The organism is Amycolatopsis sacchari (genome assembly GCF_900114035.1).
GTDB classification, from domain to species: Bacteria; Actinomycetota; Actinomycetes; order Mycobacteriales; family Pseudonocardiaceae; genus Amycolatopsis_E; species Amycolatopsis_E sacchari.
In genome coordinates, this window is record NZ_FORP01000008.1 from 213,375 (window position 1) to 229,178 (window position 15,804).

The 15,804-nt window shown below is 71.3% G+C and carries 16 protein-coding genes; 9 read left to right on the forward strand and 7 right to left on the reverse strand.

Going from position 1 to position 15,804, the window contains the following annotated elements; translation table 11 throughout:
- Window positions 1-75 precede the first annotated feature (75 nt).
- Complete coding sequence (locus BMZ92_RS16605) at window positions 76-1,041, forward strand: N-acyl homoserine lactonase family protein (RefSeq protein WP_091508307.1); 966 nt, start codon at window positions 76-78, stop codon at window positions 1,039-1,041.
- A 62-nt stretch (window positions 1,042-1,103) separates the two neighbouring features.
- Here BMZ92_RS16605 and leuA read toward each other — a convergent pair whose 3' ends face one another.
- Entirely contained in the window at window positions 1,104-2,879 is a 1,776-nt protein-coding gene (leuA, locus tag BMZ92_RS16610; RefSeq protein ID WP_091508310.1) for a 2-isopropylmalate synthase, read from the reverse strand.
- A gap of 317 nt (window positions 2,880-3,196) precedes the next feature.
- Between leuA and BMZ92_RS16615 the strand changes: the two genes are divergently transcribed.
- Complete coding sequence (locus tag BMZ92_RS16615) at window positions 3,197-3,583, forward strand: hypothetical protein (protein ID WP_091508313.1); 387 nt, start codon at window positions 3,197-3,199, stop codon at window positions 3,581-3,583.
- Here BMZ92_RS16615 and BMZ92_RS16620 read toward each other — a convergent pair.
- Window positions 3,580-4,416: a sigma-70 family RNA polymerase sigma factor gene (locus BMZ92_RS16620; RefSeq protein WP_091508315.1), complete on the reverse strand. Its 837-nt coding sequence runs from the start codon at window positions 4,414-4,416 to the stop codon at window positions 3,580-3,582. The genes BMZ92_RS16615 and BMZ92_RS16620 overlap by 4 nt on opposite strands.
- Before the next feature lie 68 nt (window positions 4,417-4,484).
- Between BMZ92_RS16620 and BMZ92_RS16625 the strand changes: the two genes are divergently transcribed.
- Window positions 4,485-4,997: an NAD(P)H-dependent oxidoreductase gene (locus BMZ92_RS16625; protein WP_177228731.1), complete on the forward strand. Its 513-nt coding sequence runs from the start codon at window positions 4,485-4,487 to the stop codon at window positions 4,995-4,997.
- Here BMZ92_RS16625 and BMZ92_RS16630 read toward each other — a convergent pair.
- Window positions 4,964-5,554 (reverse strand): nitroreductase family protein, encoded by a 591-nt coding sequence (locus BMZ92_RS16630; RefSeq protein WP_091508437.1) that lies wholly within the window; start codon window positions 5,552-5,554, stop codon window positions 4,964-4,966. The genes BMZ92_RS16625 and BMZ92_RS16630 overlap by 34 nt on opposite strands.
- A gap of 23 nt (window positions 5,555-5,577) precedes the next feature.
- The gene (locus BMZ92_RS16635) at window positions 5,578-5,787 is read right to left on the reverse strand and encodes a hypothetical protein (protein ID WP_091508321.1); all 210 of its coding nucleotides are present in this window, start codon (window positions 5,785-5,787) and stop codon (window positions 5,578-5,580) included.
- A gap of 295 nt (window positions 5,788-6,082) precedes the next feature.
- On the opposite strand from BMZ92_RS16635, the gene BMZ92_RS16640 reads away from it, so the two are divergent.
- The 5 genes from BMZ92_RS16640 to BMZ92_RS16660 all read left to right on the forward strand — a co-directional run bounded on the left by BMZ92_RS16640 (window position 6,083) and on the right by BMZ92_RS16660 (window position 12,074).
- The gene (locus BMZ92_RS16640) at window positions 6,083-7,345 is read left to right on the forward strand and encodes an aspartate kinase (protein ID WP_091508324.1); all 1,263 of its coding nucleotides are present in this window, start codon (window positions 6,083-6,085) and stop codon (window positions 7,343-7,345) included.
- Window positions 7,345-8,382 (forward strand): aspartate-semialdehyde dehydrogenase, encoded by a 1,038-nt coding sequence (locus tag BMZ92_RS16645; RefSeq protein ID WP_091508325.1) that lies wholly within the window; start codon window positions 7,345-7,347, stop codon window positions 8,380-8,382. The genes BMZ92_RS16640 and BMZ92_RS16645 overlap by 1 nt, the downstream gene beginning before the upstream one ends.
- A gap of 110 nt (window positions 8,383-8,492) precedes the next feature.
- Complete coding sequence (locus tag BMZ92_RS16650; protein WP_245783089.1) at window positions 8,493-10,835, forward strand: SdrD B-like domain-containing protein; 2,343 nt, start codon at window positions 8,493-8,495, stop codon at window positions 10,833-10,835.
- A 9-nt stretch (window positions 10,836-10,844) separates the two neighbouring features.
- Complete coding sequence (locus tag BMZ92_RS16655) at window positions 10,845-11,711, forward strand: SAM-dependent methyltransferase (RefSeq protein ID WP_091508328.1); 867 nt, start codon at window positions 10,845-10,847, stop codon at window positions 11,709-11,711.
- A 9-nt stretch (window positions 11,712-11,720) separates the two neighbouring features.
- Window positions 11,721-12,074 (forward strand): hypothetical protein, encoded by a 354-nt coding sequence (locus tag BMZ92_RS16660; RefSeq protein ID WP_091508329.1) that lies wholly within the window; start codon window positions 11,721-11,723, stop codon window positions 12,072-12,074.
- Between the two features lies 1 nt (window position 12,075).
- Here BMZ92_RS16660 and BMZ92_RS16665 read toward each other — a convergent pair whose 3' ends face one another.
- Both BMZ92_RS16665 and BMZ92_RS16670 read right to left on the reverse strand, forming a co-directional pair.
- Window positions 12,076-12,597, reverse strand: coding sequence for a P-loop nucleotide/nucleoside kinase family protein (locus tag BMZ92_RS16665; RefSeq protein WP_245783090.1), 522 nt, complete (start codon window positions 12,595-12,597; stop codon window positions 12,076-12,078).
- A 57-nt stretch (window positions 12,598-12,654) separates the two neighbouring features.
- Window positions 12,655-13,782: an MFS transporter gene (locus BMZ92_RS16670; protein WP_091508441.1), complete on the reverse strand. Its 1,128-nt coding sequence runs from the start codon at window positions 13,780-13,782 to the stop codon at window positions 12,655-12,657.
- 365 nt (window positions 13,783-14,147) lie between these two features.
- Here BMZ92_RS16670 and BMZ92_RS16675 point away from each other — a divergent pair, with 365 nt between their 5' ends.
- The gene (locus tag BMZ92_RS16675; RefSeq protein WP_091508334.1) at window positions 14,148-14,681 is read left to right on the forward strand and encodes a hypothetical protein; all 534 of its coding nucleotides are present in this window, start codon (window positions 14,148-14,150) and stop codon (window positions 14,679-14,681) included.
- Between the two features lie 52 nt (window positions 14,682-14,733).
- Here BMZ92_RS16675 and BMZ92_RS16680 read toward each other — a convergent pair whose 3' ends face one another.
- The gene (locus tag BMZ92_RS16680) at window positions 14,734-15,786 is read right to left on the reverse strand and encodes an alpha/beta hydrolase (RefSeq protein WP_091508336.1); all 1,053 of its coding nucleotides are present in this window, start codon (window positions 15,784-15,786) and stop codon (window positions 14,734-14,736) included.
- Window positions 15,787-15,804: the final 18 nt, after the last annotated feature.

Genomic DNA, 15,804 nt, shown 5'->3' on the forward strand with positions numbered 1-15,804 from the left:
TTCCATCGTCGCCACGGCTAACTTCGGCAGTGGACGTCGGAACAGTTCCGTTCCGACGTGAACGAAGGAGCAGCCATGAAGATCCACCCGCTCCGCATCGGCCGCACCAAGGTGCCGTTCGGCCAGTTCTACGGGGGCCTGCAGGGGTTTTCGCTCGGCGAGTTCGCCGCGGACAAGGACCACTTCCTCTGGGTGCCGATCCACGCCTACCTGCTCGACCACCCGAAGGCCGGGCCCGTGCTGGTCGACACCGGGATCAGCCCGGAGCAGGCCGCGCACGTCGACTACTACCGCGGTTCGATCATGGAGCACGCGATGGACGTCGACGAGTACGAGCTGCCCGCCGACCAGACCATGCCGGCCCAGCTCGCGCGCCGGGGCTACCGGCCGGAGGACATCCGCGCCGTGATCATCACGCACTTCCACGAGGACCACGTCGGCCCGCTGAACCTGTTCGCGCACGCCCCGGTGTACCTGGGCGCGGCCGAGTACGCCGCGCGGAACGACAAGGTGCTGGGCCTGGTGCCGCTGGCCTACCCGCCGTCGATCGCGGCGATCACCGACTGGCGGCCGATCGAGTTCACCGGCCCGGCCATCGGCGGCTTCGAAGGCTCGGCCGACCTGTTCGGCGACGGGAGCGTGCTCGCGTTGCCCACACCCGGCCACAGCCCCGGCAGCACCAGCGTGCTCGTGGACCACCGGTACCTGCTGACCGGGGACGCGATGTACACCATCCGGCACCTCGCCGTGGACCAGGTGCGAGCGTTCCAGACCGGCGGCGAGGCGCAGTACGTCGACTCGGTGCGGCGGATCCAGTGGCTCCGCCGCGAACTCCCCGAGCTGGTCATCCTCACCGCGCACGACCACACCGAGTACGGCACGCGGCTGATCGCCGGGCTCGTCGGCGGCGAACTGTCCGATGTGGACTTGGCATGGGCGAAGTCCTACGAGCGGGCGACTTTCGACGAACTCGCCAACCTCAACCCGGCCCGGCTACCGCGGTTCGTCCCGTCCGGCGACGGTCTCGGACACGTGGCCTGAGCCGGGAAAACCCGGCCTGAGCCGAAAACCCGGCCTCCCCGCGGAGAGGCCGGGCGCCGGAATCAGCGGTGCGAGCGGTTCACCGCCGAGACGACCGCGCGCAGCGAAGCCGTGACGATGGACGGGTCGATGCCCACGCCCCAGTACACCTTGTCGCCGATGGCGCACTCGATGTACGAAGCCGCGCGGGAGTCGTCGCCCGGGGTCAGGGTGTGCTCGCTGTAGTCCATGAGCCGCACGTCGTACCCGATGGTGGACAGCGCGTCGAAGAACGCGGCGATCGGGCCGTTCCCGGTGCCCGTGATCTCCTGCTCCTCGCCGTCCACGCGGACCGTCGCCCGCAGCCGGTAGTCGCCGTTCGCCGTGACGTGCTGGCTGACCAGCTGCAGCGGCGACTCGGTCTCCAGGTACTCCTTCGCGAACGCGTCCCACATCGTGCGCGGGTCGACCTCGCCGCCCTCGCTGTCCGTGTAGCGCTGGATGACCTGCGAGAACTCGATCTGCAGCCGGCGCGGCAGGTCGAGCTGGTGCTCGGTCTTCATGATGTAGGCGACGCCGCCCTTGCCGGACTGCGAGTTCACCCGGATGACGGCCTCGTAGCTGCGGCCGACGTCCTTCGGGTCGATCGGCAGGTACGGCACCTCCCACGGGAACTCGTCCACCGGTACACCCGCCTTCTCGGCGGCGCGGTGCAGCGCGTCGAAGCCCTTGTTGATCGCGTCCTGGTGGCTGCCGGAGAACGCGGTGAACACCAGGTCACCGCCCCACGGCGTGCGCTCGTGCACGGGCAGCTGGTTGCAGTACTCGACGGTCCGCTTGATCTCGTCGATGTCGGAGAAGTCGATCTGCGGGTCGATGCCCTGGCTGAACAGGTTCATGCCCAGCGCGACGAGGTCGACGTTGCCGGTGCGCTCGCCGTTGCCGAACAGGCAGCCCTCGATCCGGTCCGCGCCCGCCTGGTACCCCAGTTCGGCGGCGGCGATGCCGGTGCCGCGGTCGTTGTGCGGGTGCAGGGACAGGATCACCGAGTCGCGGCGGTCCAGGTTGCGGCCCATCCACTCGATCGAGTCGGCGTAGACGTTCGGCGTGGCCATCTCGACGGTCGCGGGCAGGTTGAGGATCACCGGCCGCTCCGGCGTCGGCTGCCAGATGTCGGTGACGGCGTTGCACACCTCGGCCGCGTACGACAGCTCGGTGCCGGTGTAGGACTCCGGCGAGTACTGGAAGCGGAAGTCGGTGTCGGAGTACTTCTGCGCGTACTCCACCACCAGGTCGGCGGCCTGCAGCGCGATCTTCTTGATGCCCTCGCGCTCCTCGCGGAACACGACGCGGCGCTGCAGGATCGAGGTCGAGTTGTAGATGTGCACGATGGCCCGCGGCGCGCCTTCGAGCGCCCGGAAGGTGCGCTCGATCAGCTCGGGACGGCACTGCGTCAGCACCTGGATGCGGACGTCCTCGGGGATCGCGCCGTCCTCGATGATCTCGCGGACGAAGTCGAAGTCGGTCTGGCTCGCCGCCGGGAAGCCGACCTCGATCTCCTTGTAGCCCATGCGGACCAGCAGGTCGAAGAACTTGCGCTTGCGGGCGGGCGACATCGGGTCGATGAGGGCCTGGTTGCCGTCACGCAGGTCGACGGCGCACCACAGGGGCGCGCGCTCGATGCGCTTCTCGGGCCACGTGCGGTCGGGCAGCTGGATGTCCTCCACCAGCCGGTACCAGGGCTGGTAGCGGTGGTAGGGCATCGAGCTGCCGCGTTGCGCGTTCCAGGCGGGCTGGTCGGCGGGTGCCGGACGGGCGGGCTTGCGGATGCGGCTCACGCTGGGTTCGGAGGTGGTCATGCTGGAAGGGGTCTCCTGCCGGATTCGGGTCGGGCGACCGGCGGCGTCACGAAGCCCCGCGACGGGGGGCCGGTCTGGATCAGGCCCCGTCGCGGCAGCGAAGCAGGAGAGCACGCGCCACGGAGTCACCATAACCCCGTGAAGTTGATGATGAAAACAGGGGCGGGCCGCGGCGGGCTCCAGCGTGAGCCCGCGGTAACCGGAACAGGTGATCGCCGACCCCCGCGGGCAGATCGAGTCGGCCGGGCAGGCAGCCGCCCCCGCTCCGGCATTACCGGTGAGTAGCCATCGGGTCGCCGACGTGCCACACTTCCGGCATGGCCGAACACGCCGAACGTGGTGAGAACGACCTCACCGGCGAGGAGACGAAGACGCGGCGTGCGTCCGACGTCGACTGGCGCCGCGTCAAGGACTCCACCGTCGGGCTCGTGGCCGGGGTGGTCCGCTGGGCGGGGCTGGTCTTCGCGGCGATCCTCGTGCTGCACGTGATCTTCACCGTCGGCTCGGCGAACCCGGACAACGGCATCGTCTCGTGGGTCCGCGGCTGGGCCGACACCCTCTCGATCGGCTTCAAGGACCTGTTCGAGCCGAACGACGCGAAGCTCCGCGTGCTGGTCAACTACGGCATCGCCGCGTTGTTCTGGCTGATCGTCTCGGCCATCGTGGCGAAGCTGATCCGCCGGATCTTCGGCGCCACGAGCTAGAGCAGGGCCACGCTCAACTCGCGCAAGCGGGCGGGATCGGCGACGACCTCGTACGCCGCGATCCGCCCGTCCTCGATCGTGCACACGAGGGCGATCTCCAGCCGCCCGCGGGGCGCCACGACGATCCCCGGTACCCCGTCGAGCAGGGCCGGTTCGGCGTAGCGGGCGCGCTCGCGCGACAGCAGCTTCGCCTCCTCGGCGACCTCGCGCGCGCCACGCAACTCGACCGGCGATCCCGGCGCCAGCAACGCGGGATCGGCCCGGCGCACGACGTCCGGGGCGAGCACCGCCAGCAACGCCGGGACGTCACCCGCACGGATGGCCGCGAGGAACCGCTCGATCACCCGGTGTTGCCCGACCGACCCCGCCGGTGGTGCCTCACCGCGCACCTTGCGCCGGGCGCGGCTGCCGAGCTTCTTCGTCGCCTCCGCCGAGCGGCCCAGGATGGGCGCGATCTCCGCGAACGGCACGCCGAGCGCGTCGTGCAGCACGAACGCGACGCGTTCCGCCGGGGTCAGCGCGTCGAGGACCACGAGCAGCGCGCGGCCGACCGCGTCGGCCAGCTCCACCTCCGCGACCGGGTCCGGGCTCGTCCCGGCCTCGTCGTTCAGCGGCTCTTCGCGGCGGCTGCTGCGCGACCGCAGCAGGTCCAGGCAGATCCGCGCGACCACGGTGTTCAACCAGCCGCCGAGGTTCGCCACATCGGAGGTGTCCGCGCGGGAGTACCGCAGCCACGCCTCCTGCACGGCGTCGTCCGCCTCGGCGAGCGACCCCAGCATCCGGTACGCGACGCCTCGCAGCCGCTCGCGGTGCTCCTCGAACCCGTCGTCCATGTGTCCCCTCCGCTCGTCGTGCTCCGTCAGTGGGTTGACGGATGCCACCCGACCTGAAGGGACATCGGATGACTGTGTTGCGTGTGGACTCGAGTGTCCGGCACGAGGGCTCGGTCAGCCGCGCGCTGACCGCGGAGCTGACCAGGGGGAAGCAGGTCGTGCACCGCGACCTCGCCACCATGCGGGGGCTCGCGGACGCCTGGCAGGACGCGGTTTCCGGCGGCTCGAAGGCGCTGAGCACGGAACTCGCCGACGAGGTGTTCGCCGCGGACGAGCTGGTGGTGGGCGCTCCGGTGTACGACTTCGGCATCCCGGTCGCGCTCAAGGCATGGCTGGGGTTGCTGATCGTCGACCCGCGCCTGAACCCCAGCGGCGGGCTGGGCACCGCGCTCGCCGGGAAACCCGTGGCGCTGGCCGTGGTCAGCGGCTGGACCTACGAGCCGGACGGCCCGCTCGCGGGCTGGAACCACGCGGTGCCCTACCTGCGGCGGATCTTCGCCGACGTCTTCGGCGCCGACGTCACCCTGCACGTGCGGGAGGGCACGGTTCAGAAGGCGGCTTCGCCCCACGTGCCCGTGTAGGCGAACTCGGCCAGCGGCAGCCGCTTTCGGGCCGCGCGCTCGCGCTCGACGTCACGCTCCTCGCCCAGCACCTCGGGGGCGGCCTGGTGCCCGACGGCGATCGCGACGCGCGGCACCGCTTCGGCGGGCACGCCGAACTCCCGGCGCACCGCCTCGGCGTCGAAGCCCGCCATCTGGTGCGCGGCGAGCCCTTCGTGCACGGCCTGCAGCACCAGGTTCTGCGCCGCGAGGCCCAGCCCGAACTCGGCGTACGGGATCTCGCCCTTCTCGTTCCGCGTGACCATGACCGCGACGAGGAGGGCGCCGGCGCGGTGTGCCCAGGACTGGTTGCGGGGCGTCAGCGTGGCGAGGATCCGGCGGAACGTCTCGTCCCCGCGACGGCCGACGAGGAAGCGGGCCGGCTGGGTGTTCCCGAAGGACGGCGCCCATCGGGCGGCTTCGAGCAGGGCCCGCAGCTGGTCCCAGCTCACCTCCGCGGCCTCGTCGAAGGCTCGCGGGCTCCACCGGTGGTGGATCGCCTCGGCGAGCGGGGCACTGGTCTCGGCTGGCTTTCGCATCAGCGCCCGATGCTGCCACATGATCACCGGGGGCGCCGACCGCAGCGGTCGCACACCGCCTCGGGGTGCCAGGCGCGTGCCTGCGCCCGCAGCTCCTCCCGCAGCCGTCGGCGCGGCTTGGGCACCCCCTGCTCGTCCTCCCGTGGCGTGCCGAACACCCGCATCTCCGTCCGGCGTTCCCCGCACACCGGGCACCTCACTCGCCGGAAGACCCGGCGGGTCGCGAAGTTCATCGACCCCTCCCCGCCGGAGATTGTGCCCGCAAACGGCGGGACCGGCAGTATGAATTCCCGTCTCACGGACACGGCGGGAAAGCATCCGCGGTTCACGCGACAAAGTGCGCGAAACCACAGATTTCGTTCCCGTGGAATGAGGGTATTCCTCCTCCCGGGCCGGACCAGCGGAAATGCTCAGGCCGCCGCTTGTCACGCTCCGTGCCGGGAGTGGCCGGGGCCACACAACAGGGTGGCCGACCGGGCCGCTCCCGGTAGGCTGCTACGAAAAGCGCACCTAGGAGGTCCGAGAACAGTGGCGCTCGTGGTCCAGAAGTACGGCGGTTCGTCGTTGGAGAGCGCTGATCGGATCAAGCGCGTGGCCGAGCGGATCGTGGCCACGAAAAAGGCGGGCAACGACGTCGTCGTGGTGTGTTCCGCGATGGGCGACACCACCGACGAACTGCTCGACCTCGCCCAGCAGGTGAACCCGGTGCCGCCGGAGCGTGAGATGGACATGCTGCTCACCGCGGGTGAGCGCATCTCGAACGCGCTGGTGGCCATGGCGATCTCCGCGCTCGGCGCCGAGGCGTGGTCGTTCACCGGCTCGCAGGCCGGGGTGGTCACGACGTCCGTGCACGGCAACGCGCGGATCATCGACGTCACGCCGAGCCGCGTCACCGAGGCGCTCGAACAGGGTTACGTCGCGCTGGTGGCCGGGTTCCAGGGCGTTTCGCAGGACACGAAGGACATCACCACGCTCGGCCGCGGCGGGTCGGACACCACCGCGGTGGCGCTCGCCGCCGCCCTCAACGCCGACGCGTGCGAGATCTACTCCGATGTGGACGGTGTCTACACCGCGGACCCGCGCATCGTGCCGGACGCGAAGAAGCTGGACACGGTGCCGTACGAGGAAATGCTCGAACTCGCGGCGAGCGGGTCGAAGATCCTGCACCTGCGTTCGGTCGAGTACGCGCGGCGTTACGGCGTCCCGATCCGCGTCCGCTCTTCCTACAGTGACAAGCCGGGCACGACGGTGGCCGGTTCGATTGAGGAGATCCCCGTGGAACAAGCGTTGATCACCGGTGTGGCCCACGACCGCTCGGAGGCCAAGATCACGGTGACCGGGGTGCCGGACCACGCCGGTGCCGCGGCGCGGATCTTCCGCACCATCGCCGACGCCGAGATCGACATCGACATGGTGCTGCAGAACGTCTCGAATACCGCGGGGCGCACGGACATCACGTTCACGCTGTCCAAGGCGAACGGTCCGAAGGCGGTCGCCTCGCTGGAGAAGCTCAAGCCGGAGCTGGAGTTCAACTCCGTGCTCTACGACGACCAGGTCGGCAAGGTCTCGCTCGTCGGCGCGGGCATGCGCTCGCACCCCGGTGTCACCGCGACGTTCTGCGAGGCGCTGGCGAAGGTCGGCGTGAACATCGAGATCATCAACACCTCGGAGATCCGGATCTCGGTGCTCATCCGCGACGCGCAGGTCGACGAGGCCGTGCGCGCGATCCACGACGCATTCGAACTCGGCGGCGACGAAGAGGCCGTGGTCTACGCAGGGAGTGGTCGGTGATGGCAGACGGTTTGCGGGTCGGCGTGGTCGGCGCCACCGGTCAGGTCGGTGGCGTGATGCGGAAGCTGCTGGCGGAGCGGGACTTCCCGGTCGCCGGGATCCGGTTCTTCGCCTCGTCCCGGTCGGCGGGCACGAAGCTTCCCTGGCGTGACACGGAGATCGAGGTCGAGGACGCCACGACCGCCGATCCGTCCGGTTTGGACATCGCGTTGTTCTCCGCCGGTGGTTCGACCTCGAAGGCGCAGGCGCCGCGGTTCGCCGAGGCGGGCGTCACAGTCATCGACAACTCCTCGGCGTGGCGCCTCGACCCCGACGTGCCGCTCGTGGTCAGCGAGGTGAACCCGCACGCGGTCAAGGACGCGCGCAAGGGCATCATCGCCAACCCGAACTGCACGACGATGGCGGCGATGCCGGTGCTCAAGCCGCTGCACGACGAGGCGGGCCTCGTCCGGCTGATCGCCAGCACCTACCAGGCGGTGTCGGGCAGCGGACTGGCCGGTGTCGACGAGCTGGCCGCGCAGACCAACGCGGTGGCCTCGCGCGCGGCGGACCTGACGCACGATGGCGAAGCGGTCACGTTCCCCGCGCCGGCGAAGTACGTCGCGCCGATCGCGTTCAACGTGCTGCCCATGGCCGGGTCCATTGTGGACGACGGCTCGTTCGAGACGGACGAGGAACAGAAGCTGCGCAACGAAAGCCGCAAGATCCTCGACATCCCGGGGCTCGCGGTGTCCGGGACGTGCGTGCGGGTGCCGGTGTTCACGGGGCATTCGCTGTCGATCAACGCCGAGTTCAGCGAACCGCTGTCGCCGGCCCGTGCCGCGGAACTGCTGGCGAACGCGCCGGGTGTCGAGCTGGCCGACGTGCCGACCCCGCTCGGCGCGGCGGGCAAGGACCCGAGCTACGTCGGCCGGATCCGGCAGGACCCCGGCGTGCCCGACGGACGTGGTCTCGCGTTGTTCATTTCCAACGACAACCTCCGCAAGGGGGCCGCGTTGAACGCAGTACAAATCGCGGAACTGATCGCACGCGGCTGAGGAAAGATCAGCTTTTCACCCTTTCGTGACCCCGGCAGCTACCGGTGATCGACTTCGCCCGCTTTTAGGGTGTGGCCAGTCTTTCCAAGGTGGATGCCGGGGAGCTGGTCGTGAGGCAAGTGATCGTCGCCGTGGTGGCGCTGCTCGTGGTGAGCGTCGCGCCCACGCTGGCGACCGCCGACACCACCGACGGGCCACTGACCGTGCGCGTGGTGCGGCCGGACCAGGGCGGCGCCGGGGTCGGCGGGATCCTCGTGGTCGCGACCGACCCCTCGGGCGCGAGCGCGAGCGGGACGACCGCACCCGACGGCACGGTGACGATCCCGACCGCGGCGCTGAGCGGCGGCCGTTACCGCGTCGACGCCTCGATCCCGCCCACGCTGACCGGGGTGCACCCGGTCGCGCGGTCCGCCGGTTTCGCCGCGCTGACCGAGTTCGTCGACGTCTCCGGCGGCAGGGCGGTGACACTGACGATGGCCGTCGGCGGTGGGACGGGCGACGTGGAACTGGGCGACCGGGTGTGGTTCGACACCGACGGCGACGGCGTGCAGGACGGTGACGAACCGCCGTTGCCCGGCGTCCGGGTGCAGCTCCTGCCCTGTGACGGCGGCGGGAACCCGCTGGCGGAGAAGACGACGGACGCCGCGGGGCACTACGTCTTCGGTTCGGCGGACGGCGTGCAGCCCAACACCTGCTACACGCTCCGCTTCGACTACTCCGGTGTGGACACCGCGGGACTTCCCGGCTCACCGGCGGTCGCCGGCCTGAGGTGGACCACCCCGCTGGCGAGCGTCACCCCCGACATCGATTCCAATGTGGACCCTTCGACCGGCACGGCCAGGGTGGCCGTCGGCGTGCCCGGTTCCGTCGACGACGGGGTCGACGCCGGGTTGATCGGCGGGCTCGACGAGGTCGGCGACCTGGTGTGGGCCGACGAGAACCGCAACGGCGTGCAGGATCCCGGCGAGCCGGGGGTCGCCGGCGTGCCGGTGTCGCTGCAGGACTCCGACGGCGCGCTCGTCGTCGCCACGACCACGGGGCCACACGGGCAGTACGCGTTCTCGCACCTGCCCGACGGCACGTACAAGGTCTGCTTCGACGTCGCGAAACTGCCCGCCCAGTACGCCGACTACCGGCTGACCCGGCTGCGCGCCGGCCCGCCGGGGCAGGACTCGGCCGCTGATCCGGCGGGCGGCTGCACGGGACCGGTCGAGTTGAACGCCGGGCACACCGAGGACCGCACACTCGACGCCGGGCTCGCGCCGCCGGTCAACCGCATCGCCGCCCGCGTCTGGTCCGATCTCAACGGCAACGGCGTGCAGGATCCCGGTGAACCCGGCCTCGCCGGGGTGCCGGTGAAGTTGCGTGGCGACGACGGTGGTCAGCTGGCACTGACGACGACCGGTCCGGACGGGGGGTACGCGTTCGAGAACGTCGCGAACGGCTCGTACCAGGTTTGTCTGGACCTGGGCAACCTGCCGCCCGCCATCGCCGATTTCACCCCGACCCGCTCCGGCGGGGATTCCGCGGCCAACCCCGCGACCGGCTGCACCCGCACCGTGACCATCGGCCTGGGCAAGCGGGAGGACACCACGCTGAACGCGGGGCTCGGCGCGCCCGCGAACAGCCTGGGCGACCGCGTGTGGTTCGACAGCAACCGCAACGGCCTGCAGGACGAGGTGGAGCCCGGCATCGCGGGCGTGCCGGTGAAGCTGGTGCGGGCCGACGGTGCCGACGCCGGCGCCACCACGACGGGCGCGGACGGCGCATACTCGTTCACCGGGATCCCGGACGGTGCGTACCGGGTTTGCTTCGACCCCAAGACTTTCCCGCCCGCGTACGCCGGGGGCCAGTGGTCGAAGCCCCACGTCGGCGACGCGGGCAAGGACTCCGACGTCGACCTCTCGACTTCCTGCACCCAGGACGTCACGGTGGGCGTCGGGCACCGGCAGGAGTCCACTGTGGACGCCGGGGTGGTGGCCGCGCGCAACCGCGTCGGCGACCGGATCTGGTACGACCTCAACGCCAACGGGGCGCCCGACCCCGGTGAGCCCGGCGCGGCGGGAGTCGCGGTGACGCTGAAGGACGCCGACGGCCGGGTGGTCGCGGCCACCCGCGCGGGGGCCGACGGCCGGTACCTCCTCGACGACCTGCCGGACGGCACGTTCCGGGTCTGCCTGGACCTCGCCACGCTGTCCCCGGAGTTCGCCGCGTTCCGGGTGCCGGGCGCGGCCGACGGCTGCCTGCCGCCGCTGGCCGTCGGGCCGAAACCGCGGGAGGACCTGTCGGTGAAGGTGGGCCTGGTGGCGGCACCGGCCGTCGCGCCCGCCGCACAGGAGTCCGGCTCCGGGGGCGGCGGCGGGTTCCCGGTCGGCTGGGTGTTGCTCACCGCCGGGATCGTGCTGGCCGGTGTGGTGTTCACCGTCCGGTGGTGGAAGGTCGTGGACCAGTAACCTGGCGGCATGGCGGACTGGGACGTGTTGTCGGGGACCGGGTTGACCGCGCTGGCGGTCGCCGCGGCCAGGGCCGTGGAAAGCAGCCGTGCGGAGCCGTTGGTGGACGACCCGTACGCGGCGGCGTTCGTGGCGGCGGCCAACCCGCCCATCCCGATGCCGACGACGGCGGACCAGCTCCCGGGCGCGGACCCGGTGTGGGAGCGGATGTCGCTGTTCATGGGCCTGCGGTCGCGGTTCTTCGACGAGTACCTCGTGGAGGCGGCGACGGCGGGTGTCCGGCAGGTGGTGCTGGTCGCCGCCGGGCTGGACAGCCGCGCGTTCCGGCTCGACTGGCCGCCCGAGACGAAGGTGTACGAGGTCGACCAGCCGCGCGTGCTCGAGTTCAAGGACCGGGTGCTGGCGGAGCGGGGTGCGGCGGCCCGGTGCGAGCGGCACGCGGTCGGGGTGGACCTGCGCGAAGACTGGCCGAAAGCCTTGGCAGAGGCCGGTTTCGACGTCGAGCAGCCGACGGCGTGGCTCGTCGAGGGGCTGCTGCCGTACCTGCCCGAAGAGGCAGCTGCGGCGCTGCTGGACACGCTGTGCGCGCTCTCCGCGCCCGGAAGCACCGTCGGGGTCGAGTACCTCCATGACCCGGGAGCCGCCTTCACCGATCCCGCAGTGGGCGCCCTGTTGCGGGACAGCGGGTTCGACTACGCCGCGCTGCTGCCCGAGCGGACGCTCGCCGATCCCGGTGAGCGGCTGTCGGCCGCGGGCTGGACGGTGAGCGTGATCGGCAGCGAGGAGCTGGCCGAGCGCTACGGACGCGTGATCCAGGAGGACGGACCGTCGATGTTCGGGGCGAACGGGCGGTACGTGACCGGCCGGCTCGGGTAGCTTGGCCGTATGCGACTCGTGCACGCGTTCGGCGTGGCCGCGCTCGGTCTGGTGCTGGCCGCCTGTGCCGGGGTGGGGGAGACGGTGGACAAGGCGGGGGTGTGCGCGGAGGCGCTCGGCCTGTCGAACCTGAACCCGAACCTCGACCCGGAGCAGCTCGCCGACCAGGCGCGGCAGAAGGCCACGCGGCTGCGGGAGCTGGCCGGGCAGGTGTCGGACCAGGACCTGAAGCAGAACCTGTTCACGCTCGCGGATTCCTACGTCGCGCTGGAGGAGCGCAAGGCCCGCGGTCTCGGTGACCTCAACGACTGGGTGCAGCGCAACGCGGACAACCTCTCGGCCTTGCGCGCGGCCTGCCTGTAGCTCAAGCCGCTTCCAGCCGCAGTCCGGCGACGGCACGGTCGATCACGTGGGTGTGCGTCCAGCCGCGCGGGCCGTTCCGGAGCGCCGCGTGCACGCGCGGCAGCCGGTCGACGTGCCGCTGGAACGACGCCGGCCGCAGCACCCTCCCGCGTGCCCGCTGACCGGCGAGCGCGTCGTCGGGGCTGCACTCCACCCACACGAAATGCCTGCTGCGCAAGGAGAGCAGGCCCACCAGGAGCAGCCAGGTCCGGGTGCCGGCCCCGGTCGCCGGGTCGTGCACCACCAGTGGGCCCGCGCGTGAGAAAGCGCTTACCGTGACCCGCAGGCGGTGCAGCACGTGCACCAGCGGGCGGTACCGGCGGTATGGCGTGCCCGGCCGGACGAGTGCCGCGATCCGGTCACGCACCTGGTCGGAGTCGAGCACGGTCACCGGGGCGTGGGCCGCGGTGCGGCGCAGCAGCGTGCTCTTGCCCGACCCCGGCAGGCCCGCGACCACCACCAGCGACCGCCGTTCGATCGTCATCCGCATGCCCGGTCAACGGACGGCCCCGACTCCGGCGTTCCTCACTTTCCGGGCGAATCAGGCATTGACCGCGCGCGTCCAGCCGACCCGCAGCCGGAGCGCGTACCCGGCGGCGGCCAGCACGAGCCCGCCCAGCCCCGCCGCGGCGAACCCGGCCGCCGCCGACGAGTGGTCGATCACGAAACCCACCACCGGGCTGCCGAGCGCCATGCCGAGCCTGGTCGCGGAGTCGAGCAGGCCCATCGCCTCGGCCCGCACCCTCGCTGGCGCCAGCGCCGCGACCTCCTCCGTCGTCGCGGTCAGCGTCGGCGCGCACAGCAGGTTCGTCGGCACGAGCGCGAGCGCCAGCAACCACCACGGGTGCCCGAACAGGCCGACCGGCAGCACGAGCACGGTCAGCGCCAGCATCAGCCCGGACTGGGACAGCGAGCGGTGCAGCGCGCCGTAGACGATCCCGCCCGTCGCCGACGCCACGCACATCACCACGATCACCAGGCCCGTCCAGCCGATCTCGCCGGTCGACCGCAGCGCGGCGAGCGTCGCGAGTTCGGTGCCGATGAGGCAGAACAACGCGCCGGAACCGAAGAGCAGCGTCGCGCTGAGGCGGCGGCCGAGCCACTCGCGCACCCGCGGCCTGCTGCCGGTGACCACCTCGTCCTCGTGCCGGACGGGCGGGTTGTACCAGCACAGCGCCACCGTGGTCAGGGCGAAGAACAGCCCGATGCCCGTCAGCGCCACACCTGCGGAGAACTGCGTCGCGACCGCGATCCCGGCCGCGGGGCCGATCATGAACGACGATTCCAGCGAGATCGAGTCCAGTGAGTAGGCGGACCGGCGGCGCGTTGGCGGCACCAGCGCGGTCAGCGCCTGGCGGGCGATCGACGTCGCGGGCAGTGCGAGCATGCCCGCCGGCAGGGTGACCGCGACCAGCACCGGGTACGGCAGGTGCGGCGCGCTGACCCAGTACACCGCCGAGGCGCTCCCGCAGACGGCGACGACGGGTCGCAGCCCGTAGCGGTCGATCATCCGCCCGACGAGTGGTGCGCCGAGCGCGCTGCCCAGGGTGGTGGCGGTGCCGACGAGGCCCGCCGCGCCGTAGCCGCGCCCGAGATCGGTGACCACGTGGAGCGTCAGCGTGATGCCCATCGCGGTCATCGGCAGCCGGGCGAAGAACATCAGGAGCATGGTCGCCGGGACACGGGGAACGGCGAGGACCTGGCGATACGCGAGCACGTACCTCATAGTGGCACGGCCGTCCAAGTCGTTTTCCGCCCGGCTGCGGGGTGGTCAAACGTCTCCCGCGCCGAATGCAGCGGATCGGGTGAGCGTGGTGTTTTCCGGGGTGAGGCGAGCACGGAGCGCGACGCCGCCTCTCGGGTTCCATGATCAACGGGCGAAGGGCGCCCGTCATCCGGTCCGCCGAACCGTCGTGATTCAGATCCGGCACGTAAGGGTGACCGGTTTCCACGGACGGGTGGTCGGCTGGTGCAAGATCGACACCCCGGGTTTCCTTACCGCTGTCAGGTCCGGAAGAGGCCAGGAGGTAGGGAATGAAAGGCAAGTTCGCCCGGATCATCGCGGTCGCGGTGGCGGGAAGCGTGCTCGCGGTGAGCGGTGCCGGTGTCGCCTCGGCGGACGGCAAGGGCACCTCCAGCACGGAAGCCGCGGGCCACCAGGTCGTGCAGCTGCGCGACGAGCTGACCAAGGCCGCCTACGCCGGGGACGTCACGGGCACGCAGCGCTCGCTCGACCAGCTCACCCCGCTCCTGGGTGACCTCGCGACCAGCGAGAAGTACTCCATCCAGTCGGACGCCCGGCAGACGGCCGCGACCGCGAACGACCAGGCGACGGAGACCAGCCGGATCCTCGCCGACCCGGCACAGGCCGACACCGCCCGCCAGCTGCCCGCCGTGCCGACGCTGCCCGACCTGCCCGCCCCGCTGGACATGGTCAACAACCTCGTCAAGACGCTGCTGCTGACCGTCACGAGCCTGGCGATGTCGCTGCTGCCGGGCGGTGTACCCGCGCTGCCGGTCCCGTCGGCTCCCGCGCTGCCCGGAGCGCCCACGCTGCCCGGGGTCTAGACCAAACGAAAAGAGGGGGGACGGGGCCCGGCACACGCCGGGCCCCGTTTTTTCACTTCACCCCGGAAAGCCCGACCCGCAGCGCACCCGCGGCCTCCGCGGTCGCCTCGCGGAAGCGGGTGCCGATGCCGAGGAAGTTGATGTAGCCGTGGAACAGGTCGGCCTGCCTGCTCACGGTCACCGGCACGCCGGCTTCGCGCAGCTTCTCGCCGTACGCCTCGCCCTCGTCGCGCAGCGGGTCGAACCCCGCGGTCGCGATGTACGCGGGCGGCTGGCCGGAGAAGTCCTTCGCCAGCAACGGGGACAGGCGCGGGTCGGTCCGGTCGACACCTTCCGGCGCGTAGTGGTTCAGAAACCACGTCATGTCCGTGTCGGTGAGGAAGAAGCCGTTGCCGAACAGTTCACGGGACCGGCGCCGGACGGAGGCGTCGACGCCGGGGTAGAACAGCAGCTGGAAGGCGGGCGACGGGCCGCCGCGGCCCGTGGTCACCTGCGAGACGACGGCCGCGAGGTTGCCGCCCGCGCTGTCTCCGCCGACGGCGATGCGCTCCGGGTCGGCGCCCAGGTCCTTCGCCTTGGCGTAGGCGTAGTCGAAGGCCGCGATCGCGTCCTCCGTCGCGGCCGGGAACGGGTGCTCGGGGGCGAGGCGGTACTCCACCGACAGCACGCGCACCCCCGCGTGCTTGGCGAGGAAGCGGGCGGCGTTGTCGTGGCTGGCCCGGGTGCCGATCACCCAGCCGCCACCGTGGAAGAACACCAGCAGCCCGGAGTTCTCGGGCAGGCCTTCCGGTGTGTAGAGGGTCGCCGGCACGCCACCGTGCTCGTCGGGGATGACCAGTTCACGCGTCGCGATCGGCTCGATGGGCGGACCGCTGACGAGGTGGGCCGACTCGGCGAGCATCTGCCGCGCCAGCTCGGGTGTCTCCTTCGCCATCGTGGCCCCCGCCAGCTGCTGCAGCCGCAGCAGCAGCTGGGCGTCGAGCGCGAGCTCCTGCCCGTCGACGCGGATGGGGCGGCCCGCGATGAGCCGCCGCAGCGGACGGGGCAGGGAGAAGACCAGCTGGGCTCCGGCCGCTTCGATGCGGGACCTGAGGACGTTCGCCATGACTGGAGAGGTTACCGG